At 35.5% G+C, this 25720-nt stretch carries 16 protein-coding genes, 1 tRNA gene and 1 other RNA gene; 9 read left to right on the forward strand and 9 right to left on the reverse strand.

Translation table 11 applies throughout. From position 1 onward, the window contains the following. Positions 1–267 precede the first annotated feature (267 nt). The 4 genes from AW729_RS03795 to AW729_RS03810 all read left to right on the forward strand — a co-directional run bounded on the left by AW729_RS03795 (position 268) and on the right by AW729_RS03810 (position 11392). Entirely contained in the window at positions 268–5835 is a 5568-nt protein-coding gene (locus AW729_RS03795; RefSeq protein WP_112123853.1) for an Ig-like domain-containing protein, read from the forward strand. Positions 5836–5995: 160 nt separating this feature from the next. Next, a complete protein-coding gene (locus AW729_RS03800; RefSeq protein WP_112123854.1) occupies positions 5996–7555 on the forward strand; it encodes a radical SAM protein in 1560 nt (519 codons plus the stop codon). A 259-nt stretch (positions 7556–7814) separates the two neighbouring features. Continuing rightward, on the forward strand, positions 7815–10082 hold the full coding sequence (locus AW729_RS03805; RefSeq protein WP_112123855.1) for a right-handed parallel beta-helix repeat-containing protein: 2268 nt from the start codon (positions 7815–7817) through the stop codon (positions 10080–10082). Between the two features lie 197 nt (positions 10083–10279). Next, entirely contained in the window at positions 10280–11392 is a 1113-nt protein-coding gene (locus AW729_RS03810) for a pyridoxal phosphate-dependent aminotransferase (RefSeq protein ID WP_112123856.1), read from the forward strand. A 37-nt stretch (positions 11393–11429) separates the two neighbouring features. On the opposite strand, the gene AW729_RS03815 is transcribed toward AW729_RS03810, so the two are convergent. From AW729_RS03815 to ffs, 3 genes are all read right to left on the reverse strand, one after another. After that, positions 11430–11948, reverse strand: coding sequence for a hypothetical protein (locus AW729_RS03815; protein ID WP_112123857.1), 519 nt, complete (start codon positions 11946–11948; stop codon positions 11430–11432). 118 nt (positions 11949–12066) lie between these two features. Then, a tRNA-Ser gene (locus AW729_RS03820) sits at positions 12067–12150 on the reverse strand. Positions 12151–12225: 75 nt separating this feature from the next. Further along, positions 12226–12537, reverse strand: an RNA gene (gene ffs, locus AW729_RS03825) — signal recognition particle sRNA. A 224-nt stretch (positions 12538–12761) separates the two neighbouring features. Between ffs and AW729_RS03830 the strand changes: the two genes are divergently transcribed. Both AW729_RS03830 and AW729_RS03835 read left to right on the forward strand, forming a co-directional pair. After that, positions 12762–13259, forward strand: coding sequence for a hypothetical protein (locus AW729_RS03830; protein ID WP_112123858.1), 498 nt, complete (start codon positions 12762–12764; stop codon positions 13257–13259). A 44-nt stretch (positions 13260–13303) separates the two neighbouring features. Then, positions 13304–15217, forward strand: a complete 1914-nt coding sequence (locus AW729_RS03835) for a DHH family phosphoesterase (RefSeq protein WP_112123859.1) — start codon at positions 13304–13306, stop codon at positions 15215–15217. 306 nt (positions 15218–15523) lie between these two features. Here the strand turns inward: AW729_RS03835 and nth are convergent, their stop codons facing one another. Together nth and aroA are read right to left on the reverse strand one after the other, a co-directional pair. After that, a complete protein-coding gene (nth, locus tag AW729_RS03840) occupies positions 15524–16180 on the reverse strand; it encodes an endonuclease III (protein WP_112123860.1) in 657 nt (218 codons plus the stop codon). A 13-nt stretch (positions 16181–16193) separates the two neighbouring features. Next, the gene (gene aroA / locus AW729_RS03845) at positions 16194–17471 is read right to left on the reverse strand and encodes a 3-phosphoshikimate 1-carboxyvinyltransferase (protein ID WP_112123861.1); all 1278 of its coding nucleotides are present in this window, start codon (positions 17469–17471) and stop codon (positions 16194–16196) included. Positions 17472–17893: 422 nt separating this feature from the next. On the opposite strand from aroA, the gene AW729_RS03850 reads away from it, so the two are divergent. The 3 genes from AW729_RS03850 (at position 17894) to AW729_RS03865 (ending at position 21728) form a co-directional block, all read left to right on the forward strand. Beyond that, positions 17894–19420 (forward strand): YfhO family protein, encoded by a 1527-nt coding sequence (locus AW729_RS03850; protein WP_162685778.1) that lies wholly within the window; start codon positions 17894–17896, stop codon positions 19418–19420. Positions 19421–19470: 50 nt separating this feature from the next. Continuing rightward, on the forward strand, positions 19471–21015 hold the full coding sequence (locus AW729_RS03860) for a hypothetical protein (protein ID WP_162685779.1): 1545 nt from the start codon (positions 19471–19473) through the stop codon (positions 21013–21015). A gap of 194 nt (positions 21016–21209) precedes the next feature. After that, the gene (locus AW729_RS03865) at positions 21210–21728 is read left to right on the forward strand and encodes an N-acetyltransferase (protein WP_112123865.1); all 519 of its coding nucleotides are present in this window, start codon (positions 21210–21212) and stop codon (positions 21726–21728) included. Here the strand turns inward: AW729_RS03865 and AW729_RS11220 are convergent. From AW729_RS11220 to AW729_RS03880, 4 genes are all read right to left on the reverse strand, one after another. Further along, positions 21725–21883, reverse strand: coding sequence for a hypothetical protein (locus AW729_RS11220; RefSeq protein WP_162685780.1), 159 nt, complete (start codon positions 21881–21883; stop codon positions 21725–21727). The two genes, AW729_RS03865 and AW729_RS11220, sit on opposite strands and share 4 nt — an antisense overlap. A 392-nt stretch (positions 21884–22275) precedes the next feature. Further along, positions 22276–23346 carry a hypothetical protein gene (locus AW729_RS03870; RefSeq protein WP_112123866.1) on the reverse strand — a complete coding sequence of 357 codons (1071 nt, stop codon included), beginning with the start codon at positions 23344–23346 and terminating at the stop codon, positions 22276–22278. A gap of 323 nt (positions 23347–23669) precedes the next feature. Next, entirely contained in the window at positions 23670–24521 is an 852-nt protein-coding gene (gene galU / locus AW729_RS03875; RefSeq protein ID WP_112123867.1) for a UTP--glucose-1-phosphate uridylyltransferase GalU, read from the reverse strand. 67 nt (positions 24522–24588) lie between these two features. Continuing rightward, entirely contained in the window at positions 24589–25719 is a 1131-nt protein-coding gene (locus AW729_RS03880; protein ID WP_112123868.1) for a phosphonoacetaldehyde reductase, read from the reverse strand. Between the last annotated feature and the right edge of the window lies 1 nt (position 25720).

Consider the following 25720-nt stretch of genomic DNA (forward strand, 5'->3'; position numbering starts at 1 on the left):
ATATACCCTAGAGCATATCTATCTTTTTTAATCATATTGAAAAAAAGAAGATTTAATACTGTTTTATTACATAATATATATCATAATGAAATTCACTTTAATTTTTATAAAAAATTAAAAAAAGAATAGTTCTGATTTGTAAATAGAAATTTTTTATAATTGAAAATAAAGTTATTATAAAAAATATAATGCAATATTACGAATTAAAAAATGATTTCATTATGTCTTTTGATTTAAATCAAAAAATAAAAACTATAGTTGATAAGAATGAATAAAAAATTAAAACATTCTTCGATATTTCTTTTATTTGCACTATTGTTGATATTGGCAAGTGGTATAACCACTGCAGCTGATGTTGATAATGATAACACAGATATATCGGACAATATAATAACAGAAACGGTTGATGACAGTGCTTCAAGCACACCACAAGCAACCGATAATAATAATAATATAGAGACGAAAACTATAAAAAAAGCAGATAGTTACGATACATATACAACAACTGCTTCTGAAAGTAATGGATTAGTAAAAGAGGATAAGAACCTGAAAACAAGTGTAAGAGAGGGTACTGTAACAGCAAACGCTTCAAGTGGATATGCGGGTGAAAAAGTTAACCTACACATAACTGCCGGTGGAACAGCACTTTCTTCTACAAGTTATACCTTTGTAGTAACTGTTAAATTAAATGATACACTATATTATACGGGAAATCATAAAGTTACTTCAGCAAGAAATGGAGATTTAACATGGACCGTTCCTGATGTAAATCCGGGTACATATACTCTTTACATGGAATGGAACTACAACAATGGTTTCCGTGGAGCTTACGGTACTACTCAATTTACAGTACTAAAGGATGCTCTGGAAACCAAAATATCAGAAGTTCCAACCGTTAGTGGCGAAGCAGGAAATACCATACTACCTATTACAGTAACTACTACAAATGGAGCAGCCATTACAGGTTCATCTACAATAACGGTTAAGGATGCGGATACTACACTTATAGAAGATTATTCAATAGAAAACGGTGTGGCAAATGTATCCGTTCCAACAACAAGAACAGGCGAATACGAGCTAACAGTAACCTTTGCCGGAAACGGGAATTATTCCGAATGTACCGGTACCATACCTGTCAGCGTATCAAAAGCAACTACGACATTAATTGTAGACCAGGACGATGAAGGTATCTATGAAGTAATTAATGTACTCAACAACACCCTTCTTACGGGTAAGTTAATTCAAACAAGCAACAATGCTACATTAAACAATAAGGAATTAACAATCAATATAGACGGCGTTGATTATATTGTTACCACAGATGATGAAGGTAAATTCATATACAAATACCCTGTAACTCAACTGGCCGAAAGCGTACCTGTATCTATCAAATTTGCAGGTGATGATTTATACATAGCCAGTGAAGAAATAAGCGGTACGTTTGACATTGAATCCCTTGATTGTCAAATAATACTTGATGAAGATCCATTATCAGAGGTCAATGAAACCACAACAATTTCAGGTAAAGTAACTGATAACTACAATAATCCAGTAAGCAACGCTGAAGTTAACCTTCAGATAACAGGTGTTGCCGATACCGTTACAGTTACAACGGATGAAGAAGGTAAATTCTCATATGATGTCGAATATAATGATGTACTTGAGGTAACAGTAACGGCATCCATGAAAAATCAGGCATTATATGAAGCAGAAACTGCAACCATGACATTCAATGTCGTTGTCGGTCCAAGAAGAACCAACCTAACAATTGAAACAGGTTTAGGTACTGAAACCACAATTGACATAGTTGATGTAACGCCATACTTCAACGAAGTAATAACCAACGGTACACTCATAGACATATTCAAAGAACCAGTAAGTGACGCCACAATAAAAATATTGATTAACGGCGAAGACTACTCACAAACAACAGATTCAGAAGGTAAATTCACATTAACATACAACGCAACAGAAGGATTAACCCCATACAACATAAGAGTAGAATTCGAGGGTAACGATGCATACAAGCCGGCAGGCGAAGTATACACCGGAACATTCAAAACCGAGGCATTCGACATAACAGTAACAGTCGATGAAAACTTCCCGGAAGAAATACTAATAGCAGATGAAGTAACAATAACGGGTAGTGCCACCCTTCAAAACCAGACACTTAAAAACAATGAAATAGTACTTACAATAGACGGCAAGAAATACACAACCACAACTGATGATGAAGGTAAATACTCATACACATATACCGTATTAAGAAACGGCGACATACCAGTAATAGCTAATGCAACATTTGCCAATGCAGATGTTAAAGTTGGTCAGTCAAGCTTCTTTGTAGCAAAACCGGCAGTAAACATCGACTTGGATACAACAGAGTTTACAACGAAGGTATACACAGGAATTACATTAAACGGTAGAATCTACATAGCTCAAAACGATACGCCAATTGAGGACAACTTAGACTTAAGAATCAACGGCAAATACTACAGCTTGGCAAGTGACGAGCAAGGAAACTTCAACTATGTATTCACGCCGGAACAGGCAGGAACATATGAAATAACCGTTTCATACGGAAATGTTCGATATGACGTTCAAGATGCCACGGCTCAGGTAAATGCAATACAAAGATCTGCCCAAATAGTAAACGATAAACTGCCTATAGCAGTAAAGGTAAATGACATCTATACTATATCAGGATCACTATTAGATGAAGACGACAGTCCAATAGCCAATGCTGAGGTAGTATTCAAGATTAACGATGAGACATTCACCAACACCACCGATGAAAACGGTCGCTATGCATACAACTATCAGACAACAAAAAAAGAGGACAATAACCAGTATGAAGTAAGTTACTCCGGTGACAACAATTACGTCTATGCCAAAAACTACGTCGGATCATTCTTTGACGTTGAAGCAGCATCAGCAGAGATTTCATTATATGCCGAGAATACATCAGTAAATGTAGCCACCACTCTAAGCGGTACGGTATCTGATAAAAACGACAACTACTTAAAGAACATTAATGTAGTAATCATTATTAAAAACAAGCAAATTCAAACAACGACAAACAATGAAGGAATGTTCACAGCAGAATATACTCCTACAAAAATCGGAGAACATGTCGTGAGAGCCACCATAGTCGACGACAACTACCTTGAAGAGTCAGTTGAAACAACGTTCAACTCAGAAAAGGTAGAGACCACAACTGTAATAAATACCGTTAGAGTAAATGAAAACCTTGAAGCTAACCTAACAGCCAGCATCATCGATTCAAACAACAACATAGTGCCAAGCGGTAAGTTAGTCTTCAAAATCAATGGAAAGACTATAAAAGATGAAAACAATAAGGTTTTCTACATAAAAATAGCAGATGGTCAGGCAGTACTTCCATATACATTCACACAGGATGACATCGACAACAATGTATCAATATCAGCAGTATTCAGTGGTTCAAGCAACTACTACTCATCAACAAGCCAGAAAACATACATCCTCTTTGATGATATGCACGAATCAACACTAACCACCAGTGATATAACCGTATATGCAGGAGAAACTGTAACATTCACCGCTAAAGTCACAGACTACGGAGAAAACATAAACGCGGGAAAAGTAGTATTCAAAATCAACGGTAAAACAATTAAGGATGAAAACAACAAGGTAATCTACTCACCGGTTGAAAACGGAATAGCATCATGCGAATACACAATACCAGAAACAATGAAGGCAAAAACATACAACATAACAGCAGTATTTACTGCAAGCCAGTACAACAGAACAGAAGCAAACGCCCAACTGGTAATTGAAAGTCTACCTGTTGATAATCAGACAGAAAGCAACGAAACCGTACCAGACAACTGGCATATCATCACAAACAGTAATGTTAACCAGTATATTACGGCCAGCGGATTATCTAGCTTAGTATCTCCTGGAGATACTCTGGATATTAGAGGTACAATCGATCAACAGCATTCACTCGTAATTAACAAGCCGATAAACATTGTTTCAACAACAAAAGATGCTGTCATAAACCTACACACCGTTGCAGGTAGCCTTATGGGTGAAGACCCTGGTAACTGTTTTGTCGTAAACAAAGCAGGTTCAGGCTCCAACATAAGCAGCCTATACCTATACAATACCGAATGCTGGATATTCAATACACATGATGTAGTACTACACAACATGACAATGTACGTTAAAGACCAGCGTGTAGGTAGCGGTGTAGGACAAACCGCAATCAGATACTCCGACAACATTACCCTAGATTCATGTTTCATCTACACCGAAAACAACGGTGGAAGTACATCCATGGCACTTACAGGAACAAGCAACATACTCATAAAAAACACCACAATACAGGGAGCATACGGTTCAGGTCAAGTCGGTAACATATTATACCTTGGAAACAGGTATAACACGGGTGACAAACCAGGTGACTTCACATTAGGCGTTGATACAAATATTACAATCGTAAACTCCACATTACTAGGTGATTGTAGAGGACCAATAACCGTATTGACATATTACGGTTCAGCAACCAACGTAACATTCATAAACAATACAATCGATGTTAATGGTAGCTATGGACAACTGGATACCGGATCAAACGGTATTGCTACAGGAAATAAATTCTATGGTGAAGGTAGTATGGTTGTAAGAGCAAATGCTCATGCATATGATAATGTATTCTATGGAAGTGGTACGACAACAGTATATGCAAACAGTAACCTCTACAACAATACCCTCAACAAATTAATCGTTGCAGGAACAAACCAGGTTATAGAACATAACACAATTAGTAGTGTTGAACTTGGATCAGGTAGTTATATGCCTGATAATTCAGTACTGGCATACAACAATATTACCGGCAGCATTAGCAGTAAAGGTTCTTCAAGAACAAAACTCAATAATAACATTACAATAAGAAACAACAATATCGGCGGTAGCATAACACTCACATACACAACAGCACACGTCATTGAAAACAACAACATGACCGGTACAATCAGTATAACCTCATACGCTGGAAATACGATAATCAGAAACAACACGATTATTACTACAAGCCAATATGCAGTTACTGTCGCAAATGCTTCAACCCAGGTAATAGACAATTACTTAGTATCCAACAACAACCAGTTATTCGGTAACTCTGCAGTTTCAGATACAACCCACAATGCAATCATTGCCAACAACAGCCCAGCTAGTGAATTCTACACTCATATAGTATTTGAGGAAGTCACAGGTATTGTTGGTGAAAACATAAATGTTGCCATGTACGTTACCAATGATAACGGTGAAAATACCGATGGTGCAATATGCCTGAAAGTCAATGATGAACTGTTGTATGATGAAGATGGAAACATTATCGTATTGGAAGTAGCTGGTGGATTTGCAATGCTTGATAACTACATCATACCTACCCAGTGGCTAAAATCCGATACCATATTAACAGCATTATTCACAAACGGAGTATACAGTATTAGCGAAAGCACTTCAATGAACATTGAGAAAATGGATGCATGCGTTGAAATTACCACCGAAGACCTAACTGTAGCAGCAGGCAGTCAAATCACATTATCAGCAAGAGTAACTGATAGTAACGGTGAAGCAATTAACGGTCAGCTGGCATTCAAACTCAACGGCAACACAATCGAAGACAATGATGAAAAACTCATATTCGTAGATGTGGTCGATGGAATCGCAACGTATGAATACACCTTACCAAGTGATATGACCTCTGGTACATACACTTTAACGGCTGTATTTGAAAACGCATACTATCTACGCAGTGATGACAGTAGAACTTTGACAATAGAATAGAGATATTCTATTTTCTTCTTATTTTTTTTCACTTTTATGACCTCCAATTAGGATACTATTTTTATATTACTTTAATACATCTGCCAACACAATCAAAATTTTAAAATATGTCAAGACATAAATATACTATCATATAATTAAATACTTTGAGTCTAATTACATGATTGAAGAATACAATACCGTTATAAAAAATCCGCGTAAGGTCATTACCCGTTATGCCTCATGTTATCCCAATATCTACAGGGTTGCCATGAGTTCACTGGGTTACCATATTATATATGATTACCTGAATGAACGTGAGGACATCTACTGCGAACGTGTTATCTACCCACAGACTAAGAGTATTGAAACCCGCACTTCCCTTTCAGAATTTGACATTGTCGGCTTTACCCTTCAGTTTGAACAGGATTACCTTAACATGATAGACATGTTAAAGCGTAGCGGCATACCCCTCTTATCAAAAGACCGAAAACCACATCATCCATTGGTCATTGCAGGCGGTCCATGTGCGGCTTCAAATCCGCTTCCCATATCCAATTTTGTAGATTTCTTCGCAGTCGGTGACGGTGAATTGATGCTTGATGAGATTGTTAATATAAGACAGGACACCAATAATCCAAGGGCTGACATATTTGACTTTCTGGAAGTGCCCGGCGTTTACATTCCAGGTCAGAAGGTAAAGCTTCAGCAGGTAAGAAATATGCAGAAGGCACATCGTCCAATCTATCAGATTGTTACAAAGACCGATAATCCAAAGTTTATGCCCGCTTTTGGTGATAATGCATTCCTACTTGAGGTTTCACGTGGATGCAGTCGTGGATGCAGGTTCTGTATGAGCGGTTGCATGTACCGTCCAAGACGTGAGGTAAAACTGGAGACACTGGTGGATACCGCCATTAAGACAAGACATGTAACGGGCCATGACAAGGTAGCGTTAATTGGTGAGGCCGTAAGTGACTACAGCAGAATTGAAGACTTATGCAGCATACTGTCCGAGGAGGGATTTCAGATAGCCACACCTTCCCTGAGGGTGGAAAGCGTGAGTGATGAACTGCTTGAAATCTTAAAGGATAGTGGTTTGAAGACAATTACCATAGCACCGGAGACCACACAGAATCAGAGATGGAAACTTAACAAGCCGATGAGTGATCATCAGATACATCATACGATTGACCGTGCCATTAACCTGAAGTTAAAGGTTAAGATGTACCTGTTGTTGGGTACACCCGGCGAGACAAAGGAGGACGTTCTGGAATTGGTTAACTTCATAAGGGGCATTACCAGTCGTGGCGTCAGGTACAATACCGTCAAGACCAGCGTTAATCCACTTATTCCAAAGCCGCATACGCCTTTGCAGTGGATGAAATTTGACTATGATGACCTCTTTGACAAGTTCAAGAAGTACAGTACCCGGCTTAAGTATTCACATAAGCAGGAAAATCTAAAGAAAGCCACCATGCAGTATGTATTGACCAATTCGGGCGGTGAATTAAATAAGTTGCTCATGATTGGTGACAGGATACAGTTTAAGGACTGGTATAAGCTGGCCGTTAACATAAACAATATCAAGCAAAACAGCGAGTATGCACTTCCATGGCACGAAATTGACGTGGGGGTAAGCAACAAGTTTCTAAGGGCCGAATATGACAGGGTTCAATCCGGCCAGATTACTCCATGGTGTGAGGAGGATGGCTGTCACGGATGTGGAGCCTGTATGTAATAAGATTAATCCATCAAACAACATCCCCCCCCCCTCCCTTTTAAATATGAAATTACTATTTTTAATCATCAATTCCATTTTATAATTTTTTTTAGATAATCATAAGCGATTGTTATAACAATGAATATACGGCAATCCTGGAAGTATTGAAATTAAAAGACATGTCCATTAACTCAATGCGTTCTAATTACAATTTTCAGTAGAATTATTAATATCAAAGAACAAAAATATTATTATAAAAATATATGGATGGTGAACTATGAATAATAAAAAAGTTATTTCCTTGTTCATATTTTGTTTAATCCTCATTGTAGGTGTTAGTGCAGTTTCAGCAAGTGACGCTAATCAAACAGATGATAATATGCAAGATACACTAACACAATCACATGAGGTTAATGAGGATATCAAGGATGTACAGGCAAGTAATTTAAATGATAATAAAGAAAAGAACATTAAAACGGCAACAAAAACTGTTTCAACATATAATCAACTTAAAACAGCCATGACTGCTGTTGATGACAATAAGATAATAAACATGCAGAAAGGTACATATGCCATTACAAGTCCCATTTCACTTACGGGTAAAATAGACAATATAACAATCAATGGTAACGGTGCAGTAATTGACGGTCAGAACAAGTATCAATTCCTGACGTTTAACGGTAAGAGAAACATTACGATAAATGACCTTACAATTAGAAATACCAAAGCTACCGATCAGGCTGCTGGTATTGCGATGACAGGAGTATCCAGTTTAAAGTTGAATAACGTTAACTTTACCCATAACGTTGCAGCAGGCAGAGGTGGAGCAATAACCAATAGGGGAGAATTAACCATCAACAACTGTGTATTCACACAAAATACCGCCCAGCAGGGTGGTGCCATATGGAGTACCGGTGAGTATGGTGGAAGCATGACCATTACAAACAGTAAATTCATAGCCAACAGTGACAGTACCAAAGCAGACTTTGATCGTACAGGCGTAATTTACATGTTAAATGGTGGAAGCATAACCATTACAAATAACGTATTTGAAAACAATGACGGCAGAGCAATCCACAACTTCCTAAAAACCAAGGCGACCATTACAAACAACATCTTTAAAAACTCAAGGATGAACGTTCCATCAGGTACCATTCGTGGATCTGTTATCGATAACTTTGAAGCTGACATGACCTTAAGCAACAATATATTTGACAATATTAACGCCACTGCCCAACAAGTTAACGGTGGATTAATATATTGTGAGATAGGTAATGTGAAAATTGAAAACAACATTTTCAAAAATGTCAACTCACAGTCAACAGGCCAAACCAATGGTGGAATCTTATTCAACAGGAATACGACAACACTTGTTAACAACAACACATTCAACAACAAGGATACATCAAATAAGGTAAACGGTGCAACTTTATACAACAACATCGGTACCATAACTGTTACAAACAACACATTCAATACAAACATTGCATCCAAAGGTGAAGTAAGGGGCAGCGTGTACAATGATATCAGTTCTGAAGGAAAAACCGTGATGAATGCCGGCGGTAATGACTTTGACAACGTTAAAGCTACAGGTTCCAAAATATACACCAAGGAGATATATAACCTTGGAACATTAAACAACATAACATATCCTACAAGATATCAGATTATAGTCAATGCTCCTAAGACAATAGCAACAGGTCAGACCGCCAAGATTAATATTACAGTTTTAAATAACCGCAACAAACCTGTAAATACTAATGTAATTCTTAAGGTTAACGGACTTACACAAAAAGATAAGACCGGAAATCCGATTATTGCCGTTAAAGATGGTAAGGCTACATATGATTTACCGCTTGCAGGTTACTCCGGTAAAACTTATAATATCAGCGTTCTCTGTACGGATACTAAAATCCTGAGAAGTGAAAATTCTACCAACATGACAGTTCTCAGAGGTCAATGTGTCCTTGATCCTATCACGGTTAACACAACAAGTGAAGGCATAATTACAATCAACAGGGTAATTAAGGATACCTATGGAAATGTCATCTCAGGAAATACCCAAGTGGCTATTAAGTTAGGTGACAGGACAGTTCTTACTACAAGAATATCCAATGGAGTACTCAACGTAAAAGTTAAGGTTCCATACCTTCCACCGGGTGAAAACAAGTTTAGAATCATTCTAGGTGAAAACTACAGGTATGAATCAAAAATCATAAACAATACGTTAAATATTCATAAACAAAATGTAACAGCAACAATAGCTCCTATTAAGGCTAAAGCTGGGGATAAAATTACGATTAAAACCACATTGCTAAATAGTGAAACAAAAACCAATGTCATTAGTGGTAAATTCTCATATAAATTGGATGCTAAGACCATCGTATCCAACACCACATTGGAAGTTAAGAATGGCATAGCTTTGATGGATTATACCTTACCAAATGACATAACGGCAGGTCTTCATTATATTACAATAGTATATGCTGGTAACACTCAATCAAATACATTAAGGTATGATGCTAAGGCATTGACCATAGAATAATCCCTCCCATTAATCTTTTTTTTTCAATCGATAATTTATTTAAACAACATCTTCCATCATTGCCGATATCTTAAGTTACAGGTCAATCTCATTTTTTAAAAAGTGTGTTCCTTATTCATTCATATTCCCTTTAAATTTAATAATCTATAAAAAGATAAATATATAATAATTATCAATTAATTAAAGAGGTTATTCATATGGATTATCAAGCAGACAGAGTAAAAAATATTAATCTTTCACAGGTACGTAAAATGTTTGAAATGGCAAGTCCCACGGCAATAAATCTGGCTCTTGGAGAGCCTGACTTTGATACGCCACCGCATATCATAGATGCTCTTAAGGATGCCCTGGACAATAATTACACCCATTACTCCCAGAATAAGGGAGAACCTGTTTTACGTGAATCAATCGCCAAGAAACTAAAAAAGGACAACAACATAAATGTTGACGGTGATGACGTTATAGTAACAGTTGGAGCAAGCGAAGCATTATATTCAAGCATCCAGGCATTGATTAATCCAAAAGATGATGTTTTAATACAGGATCCGGCATTCTTATCATACAGGGAGTGCATCACACTGGCCGGTGCCAATGCAATACCAGTCAAGTCAACATACGAGAATGAGTTTAAGACAAAGGTTGAGGATATAGAGGAGGCCATTACACCCAACACAAAGGCCATGATAATCAATTCCCCTTCAAATCCTACCGGGGCAGTTCTTGAAAAGGAGGATGTTAAATCAATAAGTGACTTTGCAACGGATAATGATATCATTATCTTCTCTGATGAGATATATGAAAAGATTATCTATGGCAGGAATCATTACAGCTTCCAATCATACTGTGACAATACTGTCACAATCAATGGTTTCAGTAAGGCTTATGCCATGACCGGTCTTCGTATCGGCTACTGTACATCACGGCCTGAAATAATGGAGGAGATTCTTAAGGTTCATCAGTATAACATTGCATGTGTTGATACGGCAACACAGATTGCCGCCAATGTAGCTCTTACATCCAGCCAGAAATGTGTAAGTGATATGACGGCTGAGTTTAGAAAAAGAAGGGATTTGGTTGTTAATTCATTGAATGATATGGGCCTTGACTGTCATATGCCTGATGGGGCTTTCTACGTATTCTTCCACCATGACAATCCTGAGGAGTTTGTAGAGAAGGCCGTCGGTGAAGATGTTATCATGGTCCCGGGTAGGGCTTTCGGTTCACAGGGTGAGAAATTCATAAGAATATCCTATGCTCAAAGTTATGAAAACCTCAAATTGGCTATGGAAAGATTGGAGAAAATTGTATAACTATCTAAAAAAGGGTATGGGTGGTTATAGTTTAGGATTACTTCCAATCCTTTAATTTTTTTAGTATTTCCTTTAATTTTTCTATTATCAGTAGGGAATTCTTTTCATTGTTTTCATATATGCTTATTTTTTCCTCGTATATTTCTACCAGTGGCAGGCACTCCTCGAAGAAGTCACTGTCCATGTACTGTGACCTGTAGAATTTAAGTGTTCTTTGGGTATTGTTTAAGTCACGTTTGTTCTTGATGATGTATTTTTCCAACACCTGTATTTCATCTAATGCATCCTGTTTGATTTGTACATAGTTTCGATAGACTTCATTTATATTGCTTTTGAAATATCGTGGCAGATCTTCAATTTCTATGTTGAAGTCATTACTGCTTTCCTGCAGGAACTTTACCAGATCATCATAAAATTTAGAGTATCCTTCTATTGCATCGGTTAATTCTTTTTCTTCTACATGTAATGTTTCTAACTCTTTATTTTCCTTTTTAATACGTTGCTGTACTTCTTTTTGAGCTTTGGATAAGAATTCTTTTTCTGCATTAGATGTCATAAATAATCCCACATTTATATCTGTTATTTAATAATTTATTTTAAATAGTATAAATGTTTTTTAGAGAAAAAACTGGAATGATAAACAGGATTAAAAAATTAGTTTGTAAAGTAAAAAGCGCCGAGACCGGGATTCGAACCCGGGTGGAGATCTCTCCAGTGGCTTAGCAGGCCACCGCCGTACCAGGCTGGGCCATCTCGACAATTGTAAAAATAAGTTAAATTCAAGTCTATATAATAATATCTATTTTATTACATTTAAATATTTCTATTTATAGCGGCATGTAATTGGATGGACATACCTCATAGAAATAGGTGATCTATAACCGTAACTCCACCCCGCTGATCCATAAACATCAGTTGTCCGAAACAGAGCTGCTTCTTTCCAGACCTGACCCATTCAGTCGATTAAAATAGTTTAACCCAACCCTCCAGTTGGATTCCCATTACCACTAATCCTATGGGGCGAAACTTCGACATTACAACTATAGGCCTATTAATATTTAATATGCCTCTCCAAAAACTTCGGTCGCTCCATATAGAGGATTTGAGCTTACAAGAGACCACTAACCTCCCAACCTAGCCTAATGTAATATATATTTTTTATCATTATTAAATGTTTTGTCTAAAATCACAATAACCCACATTTACCAAAGTGTCTTATTTAATAATCAAAAAGCAAATGACACCCTAAATTAAAAAATGGACAATATACACGAATATGAAATTTTAACATATGCATTAAAAAAGAAGCCTATTTTAATTATAAAAAACATAAATATATATTGTTTTAATATTGTGGAGTAATGTTTATATGAATAAAAAAGCAGTTATTGTACTTATAATATTACTACTGTTAGTAATTGCAGGCTTACTTTATATAACAAACATATATAAAATCGACTCGGAGATTCCTTATATAAATTCAAACCTTAACAAGGGAAATGAAGAATACAATAAGGCGGTTCTATCATTAAACAATAGACAATATCTTGATGCTCAAAAGAAATTCAACGATAGCCTATCATACTACTCCAATGCTAGGGAAAAAACGGATACTGCACTGCAAATAGCAGACAATAAGGAAGACACGGTACTTGTCGAATATTTAAATGCAACACTTATGGAACTGGACCTTAAAATCAGTGCCGTGAATGAAAATCTTGAGGGAATAAAGGTCAAAGACAACAGTTCATCAACAGCATACACGCATTATACAAATGCAAACAAAAACCTGCAAAACATAACCCAATATTCAGATAAACGAAGCCAATTAGAACAACAACACCCTGACAAATTTATATCAGGATAAGATAAATAACAACATTATTTATCTAAATAATAGGAGATTCATATATGAAAAATGATAAAAATACATATCACAGGCCAAACAATACAAAGCCAATAGTATATGTATTAAATCCTTCATGTCAAATAGAAGACCTTGAAATAGGAAGCAGTTATGAAGGAGTTATTACCAGAGTAGAAAAATATGGATTCTTTGTAAGCTTAAGCAAGAGTGTATATGGACTACTGAGAACAAGAAATCCTAAAGAAAAAGTAGGAGACAAAATCGTCGTAAGAGTAGCTGAAATCAAACCACACAAAGGCAAGATGGATGTAGACCTAACATACTCCAAGACAAGATACGGTGATAACTATGAAACAGTAAAAGTAAGACGCAACGTTAAACGTACACCAATCGGTGACTTATCAGAAAACAACATAGGACGTAACGTTGCCATTCAAGGTGAAATAATACAGATTCAACAGACCAGCGGACCTACAATATTTACCATACGTGACGAAAGTGACGTGACATGGGTAGCCGCATTCAATGAACCGGGTGTTAGAATGTATCCGGAACTGGAAGTGGACGATCTTGTAGAGGTACTGGGAGAAGTATCATTACACAGCGGTAAGATACAGATTGAATCAGAATTAATCGAAAAACTTGACAGTGATGAAGAAGAAAAACTAAGAAACATCATAGCAGAGGCAATCGATAAAAAAGCTCAACCGGAACATGTTGAATTTTTAGTTGAAAGTGAAATCCTTGATAAGCTAAGACCTAAAATGGAACTGGCAGCAAAAACAATTAGAAAAGCAATATTTGACGGTCGTTCAATACTTGTCAGACACCACTGGGATGCAGATGGAATATGTGCAGGACTGGCCGTAGAACACGCAGTACTACCACTGTTACGTGAAGAAAGCAACGACGCTGACGCCGAATGGCACTTCTTTAAACGTTCACCAAGTAAGGCACCATTCTATGAATTGGAAGATGTGGTAAAAGACCTGTCATTTGCACTTGAAGACCAGGAAAGACACGGACAAAAACTGCCACTATTAGTACTACTGGATAACGGTTCAACCGAAGAGGATGCAGCAGCACTGAGTCATTCCAAGGTATTTGGAATAGAATCCATCGTAGTGGACCATCACTACCCTGGAGAGGTAGAAGACGGACGAGCACTAATCGATGACTACGTGGACGTACACGTAAATCCATACCTCGTAGATGGAGACAGCCAACTGACAGCAGGGGCACTGGCCGTAGAGTTAGCCATAATGATAAACCCTGAAGTACGTGAAAAAATCAAACACATGCCCGCAATAGCAGCAATAGGAGATCATGCAGAATGTCATGAAGTAGACCAATACCTTGAAATTGCAGCTAAGGAAGGCTATGACCGTGATGATTTGGATAAAGTGGCAACATGTGTAGACTTCGAGTCATACTTCCTAAGATTCATGAACGGAAGAGGAATAATGAACGTATTATTCGGACTTGAAGATAAAGAACGTCAAAACAACCTATTGGATGTACTTATGAAAGAATCCGATAAACGGGTTGAAACACAGCTTAAAGCTGCAATGCCAAACGTTGAAACAATCAACTTTGACAATGGTATCCAGCTAAACCGTCTTGATGTTGAAAAATACGCACATAAATTCACATATCCTGCACCTGGTAAAACAACAGGTTACGTACACGACAAGATTGTACAAGAAAAAGGTGAAGACCAGCCAATAATGACACTGGCAAACGGACCTGACTTTGCAGTAATAAGGGCAACAGAGGTTATCAAGAATGACTTCGAGTTTAACCTAAACAATGTGATTGCAAAGATTCAGGAAGAGATTCCACAAGCCGGTGCTGACGGTGGAGGTCATGAAGTTGCAGGTTCCCTGAAATTCGTTGAAGGATTACAGGAAGAAGTACTTGCAATGTTTATAGAAGAGGTTAAAAACCTTAAAAGATAGTTTTTAATCCCCAATCAAATTTCTCTTTTTTAGGGAAAGATTGATAACTAAACCCTTTTTTTATTTCCACTTATTTTATAAATAATATTATAAAAGAATGATGTAATCCTTTTTTTTAAAAAATAATTTATTAACTTCTTTAAATAGTCATTTTTGTTAAAAAAAATAATCATGTGCTCTTTGATGATTTGAATATAATTGATATATGTTATAATGAATATTTTAACAAACAAACTGTTAAAATAATAAAAAGAGAAAAAAATATTTAAATAAAGAGATATTTTAAGTAAATTTGTTTAGTTATTGTTATTCCAATCCTTCAAGATATGTCTGACACATGTCTGTGAATGGACATTCTTCGTGCTGTGGATTAATCGGTTTGCATATATTTTGTCCAAACTGTACCATCAAGTCATTTAATGGCAGCCATAACTCCTGTGGAAGTATTTCACGCAGGACCTCCTCTGTCTCTTCAGGCTCTTTTGTATGTACCAGCCCCAACCTGTTTGAGATTCTGTGTACATGCACGTCCACCGGTATTGCATCCTTCTGAAAGCCGAATACCAGTACACAGTTAGCCGTTTTTCGTCCCACACCAGGAAGTTTAATGAGTTCTTCTACAGTATCTGGTACAACCCCCCCATATTCATCAAGGAGTATGTTGGATACCTCCTTTATACGTGCAGCCTTTACATTGTAGAAACCTGCCTGTCTTACAAGCTCTGCAATTTCATCCACTGGTGCATCGGCAACCTCCTCCATTGTAGGATATACGCTAAACAGGCTTTCTGTTGCCTTGTCAGTATTTTCATCCCGTGTTCGCTGGGACAATATTGTTCTTACAAGTACCTCATATGGTGTTGATTCCTCAAATGTACGTCTTGTGAATATTTCATTCAACTCATCTTCAATATACTTCATTTCATCCTCTGTAAAATCGCCAACCTGTTTATCATCTACCATAATTATCACACCATTATTTTGTTATTTCATCCATGACCTCTAGGAAGTTAGGAAATGAGACGTCATAGCATGATGCATCCTTGATTTTTACATCACCTATCTTAAGGCCAAGTACATAAAATGCCATCACCATACGGTGATCCATGTGGCTGTCCACAAAGCCACCTTTCGGAGTGCCTTTTATTATCAGTCCGTCACGCAATTCCTCAACATCCAATCCAACGTTTTTAAGTTCAATCGCACAGTTGTGTACACGGTCGGTTTCCTTAAAACGTGCATGCTCCACACCGGTAATCTTTGACGTACCAGCGGCTGCTGCCATGAGTACCGCCACAGTTGGCAAAAGATCCGGTGCATCAGATAAATCAACGTCAAATGCCTTTAAACATCCATCACTTTCTATTGTAACGGATGAATCGTCCCTTGTGACTTTTGTGCCCATCTTCTCGACAATATCCAATATCAATTTATCGCCCTGCATTGAATTACTGTAAAGATTTCTGATAGTAATCTTCGATGGCAGGATGCTTGCTGCTGCTATCATGTATGAGGCTGATGAGTAGTCACCCTCTATGGTATAATCGGCACATTCATATTTTTGAGGTTCAATATAGTATGAGGAGTACTCAGGTACGTTGGTCGTATCATATTCAAATTCTATGCCGAACTTACTTATAACCGATAATGTCATGTTCACGTATGGCTTTGACACGAAGGTTCCACGCACATTGAGCGTAACTGGCTTCTTGGAATATGGTGCTGCCATTATTATCGATGAGATGAATTGACTGCTTACATCCCCCTTGATATCAGTCTCGCCGCCATCAAAGCCGCCCTTGACAATGATTGGTGGCGTACCGTTGCTCTGTGAGGATACTATTGTTACGCCAAGGTTTTCCAAGGCATCAATCAAGTCCTGCATCGGCCTTTTTCTAAGTGATTCATCCCCGGTAAATATCGTGTAATTTGCCCTTGGTGCAATAGCGGCTATACTGCTTAGGATACGTACACTTGTACCGCTGTTTTTAACATCCACAATATTTTCAGGTGTTCTGATGTAGCCTGCCGTTCCCTGAACTATACATTTATCAGGGTATCTTTGAAAGAGTGCCCCCAGTGCCTCACATGCCTCCAACGTAGCAAGCGTATCCTCACTGTAGAGTGGATCTCTTAACACTGACTCGCCCTCCGCCAGTGCCGCTGCTATGAATGCCCTGTGTGAATAACTCTTTGATGCCGGTGCCTTAATGCAACCTGATATTCTATCTACCTTTTCTACTTTTAAATCCATACTTTTACAACCTCAAAAATAATAATTGATTAAATATTTGTTATATTATAATTTATTCTAAGAAATTAATAATATTTTCAGATGGTGTGTAGGGGAATTTGAATTTTAATAGTAACAGTACGAAAAAAAATATGGAAAAAAAGTCCTTTTTATGAAAAAAATATTTATTTAAGAAAAATCATAAAGTCATTACTAATAGTTTTTAAAAACCCAAAACACCTCAATTTCCATAAATCATAAAAAGTATATATTTTTTTTTACATAGATATTATTAATTCTTGTTTGTTATAATCAGAAATTAGTGGATTTTTTCATTTTTTAAATTGCCATTAATTATTTTGGAGTAATCTATACCCATATCTCACTTGATTATGGTCATTCAAGATTTATATTTAATAATAAATTATAAAGAGATGAAAAAATTGGATTTAATTGATACGTTCTACGATAATAGGGATACTGTTGGTTATATATTATTTATAGCAAGCATACTCTTTTTATTGTATTTGTTTGTTAATCCGGCCAATGATTTGGTAATTCACATTGATGAACACTATACTCTTGGTTTGATTCAGCTTCCATTCGAGAATGCATGGAAGTTACTTGTTAGTGATGTTCATCCACCATTGTACTATCTTATACTGATGGCCGGCTGTGGAGTTTTAAATGTTCTTCATATCCCGTATGATGTTGTCTTTGTAACCAAGATGCTGTCCTTACTTCCATTGATATTAATATTGATTGTTGCCGTTACAAAGATTAGGCGTGACTATAATATTCTCACAATGGGAATATTTACATTTGCCATTACTACCATGAGTTCCTGTATGATTGAGTTTCTGACTGTTCGTATGTATGGTTGGGCTATGCTGTTTCTGTTGATGGCATTTATCTATTATGCGGAGATATTGAAGGATTCAAATAGAAAATCATGGATTTTATTTACAGTATTTACTGTCTTGTGTGCATATACACATTATTACCTGTTGTTTTCACTTGCAGTATTATATGTGTTATATCCGATCTATCTTTACTTCAATAAGGATATGGACTTGAAGGAAAACTTGAAAAAATGGGCGTTATCCATTGTAGCAGCATTCATACTATATCTTCCATGGTTTTTCACATTCATTAATCAGACACTCGTGACTAAAGATACTTATACTACCATGAAGTCAGTTACCATCGGTACTCAGATTAACTACTTTACATTCTTTATCTTAAAGCAGACATCCAAATTGACCGATGTGATAATCTTTAAAATACTCATTGCAGTATTCTTCATATTACTAGTATATCTATTGTTTATTCACCTGTTGGATTTCAAGAAGGATGAAAGCTTCTTTATATTCAGTGGTTTTGCAGTTTATGTCCTTTCAATATTAATTGGGGTTTTAATATTGACTTATACATTCAGACCACTTGATATCAGGTACATTTTACCTGCCATTGTGGTATTCTGGTTTGCCATAGCGGTTCTGTTGGGTAAGGTTAATACGAAGCTTTTACTTATAATTATGGTTCTTGCCATTGTTATGTTTGGTACGGTCGGTATTCTTATGACAAATGACAATTTTAATGCACATAACAAGGAAGCAAGTCAGGAAAAGAATGTCCTTTCCCAGATAAATAATGCAAATAGCGTTGTGATATATAACAGTTCATTCCATTATGACTGTTATCATTATACGTTGAACAATACCAAGGAGTACACGTTGAAGAAGTTAAACCTCCCATATGAAGAGAAGACATGTACATACGAGAATAACCTGACGAAGATACTTGAGGACAATCCTGATAAGGATGTCTATGTATGGCGTTTGGTAAACAATGAGAAGGACAAACAAGTACCTGATGGCATTGTAGCTGAAAAAGTTGTTAATAGGGGTAAGAATTGGCTGGTAAAGTTGGATTTCGACAATAATGAGGAAGAGCAAGTAACAGAGTAATATATGTTATACTCTTTCTTAAATCAATTTTTTAATTTGGGGTGTGTGAGTTGAATTTTGATATTCTTGAGGATTACAGGAATCATATCGGAAAGATATTATTTGCTATTAGCATTATCATTTTAGCGTATTTATTCCTTAATCCTGCGATGGGTTGCTATTTTAATATTGATGAACAGTTTACTTTGGCCATACTTAATCTTCCGTTTAATCAGGCATGGAAGCTGATAATCAATGATGTGCATCCACCATTATATTATCTGATTTTAATGGCTTTTAAGGGATTATTTAACACGTTACATGTATCTATTGACATGCTGTATCTTACAAAGCTATTGTCACTTTTACCGTTGGTTCTTTTGATGTTGATATCATGTACCAAAATCAGAAGGGAATATGGATGGCTGGCCTGCGGTGTTTTCATGTTTGGAATTACCGCCATGAACAATATTGGTGAAATATTTATCATCGGCAGGATGTACAGCTGGTCTGTGCTGTTTATGGTGATTGCATTTATTGCATATATGGGTGTTCTCAAGTCATCCAGCGTTAAGTCCTGGGTTCTGTTGACGGTATTTACAATATTGTGCATGTATACCCATTATATACTGGTATTTCCGCTTTTTATAATGTATTTGGCATACTTTATGTACATCAGCTATAATGATAAGTTAGATAAAAAGTCAGAAAAAAGAAAGGTAATCGCATCAATGGTAGTGTCCATACTTTGTTATATTCCATGGATTTTCACGTTGATTCGTCAGGTATCTGCCATTAACAGAACTTATATCCATACGGCAAAGTTAAGTGGAGACGTGCTTGTTAACTATTTGACCTGTTTTGTATTGCAGGATACAAGACAGCTGTTGGATCTGGTCTTCTGGAAGTTTCTGGTATTCGTACTTTTAATTCTGATTATCGTGGCATTTATCACTGAGATTAAAAACTTTAAAAATCATGAGGCATTTGCCATTTTCAGTGGAATTAATATATACATTTTCACGATACTTCTTGCATCATTCTTTGTAACGTTCATGTTCAAGGGAATTACGGTAAGATACTTTGTAGCTGTTATAGCAGTACTCTGGCTAGCCATAGCGATACTTTTAAGCAAAATCAAAAACTATAAAATACTGCTGGTGGCATTGATACTTATATTAGCTTTGGGTGTTCATGGAATCAATACAACAGTAAAGGATATAAATTATCATAATCAATTAGGCATAGAACAAAAGGATGTAATCGTTGACATCAACAAGCCGGACAATATCGTCATTTACAATGGTACATATAATACGTATCATTTCCTGTTAAACAATACAGAGGAGTATTCATTAAGGGATTATACGGGAGATAATGGCCCATCGTATATTGTTGAAGAGGATTTGGATGCAATCATGGATGACCATCCCGATATGAATGTTTATCTGGTAAGCGTACTTTATAATGTCAAGGATAATGATGTTAAAATCAATGACAACATTACAGCCACTAAGTTATCACAGCAGGGTAGAACGTACATCATGAAGTTAAACAAGAAAGCCCCAGCTGATGAAAACTCTACTGAGAATACTGGTGAAAACGAAACGATTTAAATGAAAAAAATAAACATTTTAACCTCCCTTAAACTTTTTTTATAGAATACTTTTAGAATTAAATGTAATTTATAATATATAGTATTTAGTAATTGATATGTTAGCTTTATAGCATCAGAGTGTATTACACATATTACAAATAAGTATTAATAGTATTACTTATTATATATAAAAGTATGAATAAAGAAGAGATAATGCAAAAATATAGAATAGAGAAATTAAAACCACACCATTATTTGGATGACTTTGACTGTGAAAAAAAGGGCTTGAATAAGTTTTTAAAAGAGGATGCACTGGAACAACAAGAAAACAATTTCAATGTAACATATCTTGCAATATATAATGACATTATCCTTGGATATTATAGTTTACTTGCCGATTATATCCACCTAAAAGAAGTTGATTTTTCATTAAATAAAGAATTTAAAAATGCTCCTGCCATAAAAATAGGAAGATTAGCCCGAGACATAGATTTCAAAGGATATGGACTTGGTGAGGAATTACTAGATAACATTTATAATCAAATATTAAAGTGTAAAAATGTATTTGGAATTAAATACATTACCGTGGATTCTTACGTTACAGCTCGTCATTTTTATAACAATAATCGTTTTTTATACATCAATAATGTAAATATAACCAAATTAAAGAAGGCAGAAAAAAGAAATCCAAACAGTACTGTGGTGATGTATAAAGATGTGAAGAAAATTTAATAAATAATTTCAACTTTTCTTCTGTTTTTTCTTCTTTGAATTAATTTAAGATCTTCTTCAGTAATCGGATCATCCATATGTTCAATAAATCGTTTTGCATCCTCCCCCTCCAGGATAGGCGTAGGTGCTATTTTATTGAATACCTGTTTTTTCATCATAATCACCCATTGCTTTGTTTATTATTAGTAATTAATATAATATTTATAAGTAATACTATTTATATGTACTATTATTAAGAACATGTATAAAAACCCAAATAGGAAAAACGAACATAACTAATCAAAAAGTAAATAATTACAAAACACATATACATTCTATAAATGTATTTTCCAATAGTAATTAGTTACTACATAAAATATTAAAAACAGAACAAAAATAACCGAATATTTTCCATATGAATTTGTTTTAATTAATCATAAAAATAAGGATTCAAATAGCAATTGCTAGAAGAAATTATCGATGAAAAAATGACACACATCAAATAGCACAAACTGACATACCTTCATATAAAAAAAATTTTAAAAAAAAATATTATTGAAGAACATCTTTAATAAGAGTATTCTTCATCTACTTTCGCATGTTTTTGATTTGAAATAGGTTCTGGATCCGGGGTAGGTTCTGGATTTGAAGTAGGTCCAGGTTCAGAATATGGTTCTGAATTGGAAGTATTTGATATATCGACAGTATCATTTGTATCGTTTTCCGGAACTTTAGGATTACTAATACTAAAGTCAATTACTGACAAGTTATTAGCATTTATCTTAATACTTCCAAGTACTTGTTTATCAGTACCATTTTCATATATGATACTGTAAGTGTAATTTGTTGAACCGTTTTCAGTTTGCTCCTGAGCTTCTCCTAAAGATAAATACTGTGAGTAATTATAGTTCTTACCGTCCAAGGTCTGTTGGGCTAACTGTCTGCATTCTGATTCTGAGTGCAGTGTGGTTTCTTCCTCCTGAACAAACAAGTCCAGCAACTCACCGGTATTACCATCATATGTAGCTTCCATAACTCCACTGTTTACATTAACGCCATATATCGTTTGATTGCCGGAGCTAAATCTGTTAATATCATACGTATCATTACCTGCCGGTGTTCTATGTTTGGCATACTCTGCCTTAGCCAGTTTCAGTATATCATCTTCTGATAGTTTAGCTTTAGCATCGGTCTTCTTATCCATATGACAATACCATACAGCATAAATTGTGTCAACACCCTTGCTAGGTAAGATATTACCATCAACTACCATATATAACTTATCAATAAATTTGTCATTCTCTATGATTGCTTCTACACCATAAACTGCTTTACCATTATCGAATTTGTATGGACCGTATACATTGACTTTTATATCCACATTTCCATATAAGTCCTTAAGTATCTTGGTGTAAGCTTCTTTTATTTGTGTTGGTGGTATAGTTGCATTTGTATCCTGATCTTTTTTAACTTTCTTATGATAATCTGCTATACTTACCTGCTGTATATCTGCAGAGGTGTTTAATGAGAGTATTGTAGTATCTCCATGTGCCCTAGGCTGAACATAGGACATATAACCATAAACAGATACAGATAAAATAGCTACAACGATTAAACCTATTATAATTTGTTTTCGCATTTATGTCACCTTAATTAACCCGTTAAATAAAATGATTGTAATTAAAAATATTTATTTAACTGTTAAATAAAGATATGTTTAAAGTAATATAAAAACATTTTATTCCCATATTTAAGAGATATACAATTATTTTAATAAAATCAAAGCGATTAAATTAGAGTTATTATTAAATACCCATTAGGTCTTAAAATAAAAAATAAACATCAGTTAATCTATAAAAACACATAATTGAGTAAAATCAGAATAAAGAGATTATGTTATATTATTAAAAATAAAAAATAGGTGAAATTAACTTATTAAAAGTTAATTATGTTAAAAAGAGTTTAATACTTGTTTACCTGTTCCTTAAGGTATGCTATGACATCATCTTTTACATCATCATGGGTTAAAGCCATGTCGATTGAGCTTTTAAGCCACTCTAATGTGTTACCTATGTCATATATTTTACCCTCAAATGTACATGCATACACATCATCCTGAGCATTTATTGCATCGGTTAATTGTATTTCTCCACCAACACCCTCAACAGTATTATCCAACTTGTCAAAGATATCCGCAGTTAATATGTAACGACCCGTTATTCCAAGATTGGATGGTGCATCCTCCAGTTTAGGCTTTTCAACCAGATTATTTACCTTGTAGGTATTTTCCTCTAATTGTGTTCCATCAACTATACCATATCTTTCGATTTTATATTCAGGCAGTTCTTCTATTGCTATAACAGAGCCACCATATTTATCATGAACATTCATCAATTGTTTTGTACATGGAACATCAGAGTAGGTAAATGTATCCCCTAAAAGTACTGCAAATGGCTCATTTCCAATATGCTTTTTAGCACATCTAACAGCATCCCCCAGACCTTTTTGTTTTTTCTGTCTGATATAATGGATATCTGCCATGTTTGTAATGTCCTGTACTTGTTTAAGGTAGTCTGTTTTACCTTTCTGTTCAAGATTATATTCTAGTTCGAATGACTTGTCAAAATGATCTTCTATTGTACGTTTTCCCTTACCTGTGATTATAAGTATGTCATCTATTCCAGAGTTAACTGCCTCTTCTACAACATATTGTATTGTAGGTTTACTATACACTGGTAACATTTCTTTAGGTTGTGCCTTAGTAGCAGGCAAAAATCTAGTACCAAATCCTGCTGCCGGTATAACCGCTTTCATGATTTAATTTCCCCCTATCATTATATAATTACTTAAATTATCATTATGTTTATTTTTATTTTCGTAGTTAATATACATTACTTAATATGTCCCTTACTTCATCCTCGTTAAATACTATAGGATTGTTGTCCATTCTACCACCAGTAAATGTTAATTTTATTATAACCGCAATTTCTTCTTCTTTAACATCAAAGGAGGATAACTTAAGTGTTTGAATATCCTTTGACACATTGTTTATCCAACAATCAATATCGGCTATTGAGTCAGCATTCCATGCATCCATGAATAAATCATAATCTTCAATGTAATCTTTATTTCTTTTTAATACTTCTGCAAGTGTGAGTGCTACCGCATATCCATGAGGAATACCATATAATAATGTTAATGGATAGCTTATGGAGTGACATGCAGTTGTACGTGTATTAGAGAATGCGAGTCCAGCGAAGAATGAACCCATATATACCTTTTTACGATATTCCAAGTTATTCATATCAGATAATACCTTCGGTAAATATTCAACGATTAATCTTATGGCATCACGAGATAGTACCTGGACTATTTTATTGGTAGATACAGACCAGTATGCTTCACATGCATGGCTTAATGCATCAAGAGCCGTGGATAATGTTAAGCTTTTGGGAAGGGTGAGTGTCAGTTCGGGTATTAACCAGGACTGTGTTGGATATAGGTAATCAGCGTCAATGGAATATTTTTTGGTATTGTCATAATCCCATATTGTAGCCCACTTGGTACAGTCAGAACCTGTACCTGCCGTTGTTGAGGATGCTATTATTGGTATGTAATTAGTGTTTTCCAAGTATTTTTTACTTGTTATTATATCCACTACTTCATCAACTGTTATGTTTCCATTGCCAGTGTATTCATATAACGCAGATATTGCCTTTGCAAAGTCAATGGATGTTCCTCCACCAATAGCTATAATAAGTTCTGGTTTTTGTTTGATTTGTTTGAAATAATCACATATTAAATGGGTATCAAGACTTTTCATACTCTCATCAAAGAGTGTGAATGTATCATTAACATTAGATAAAACATCCGTTAAATCATTATCCCTGATTAGTCTTTTACTGGCTATCAATACCACGTTATCCTTTGATAAATATTCTGTTAATGTATCTTTTAAGTCAGTAATACCATATTCATAGAATTTTATTGGAACATTATAAACCCAATCCATA

This window comes from Methanosphaera sp. BMS (genome assembly GCF_003268005.1).
Classification (GTDB): domain Archaea; phylum Methanobacteriota; class Methanobacteria; order Methanobacteriales; family Methanobacteriaceae; genus Methanosphaera.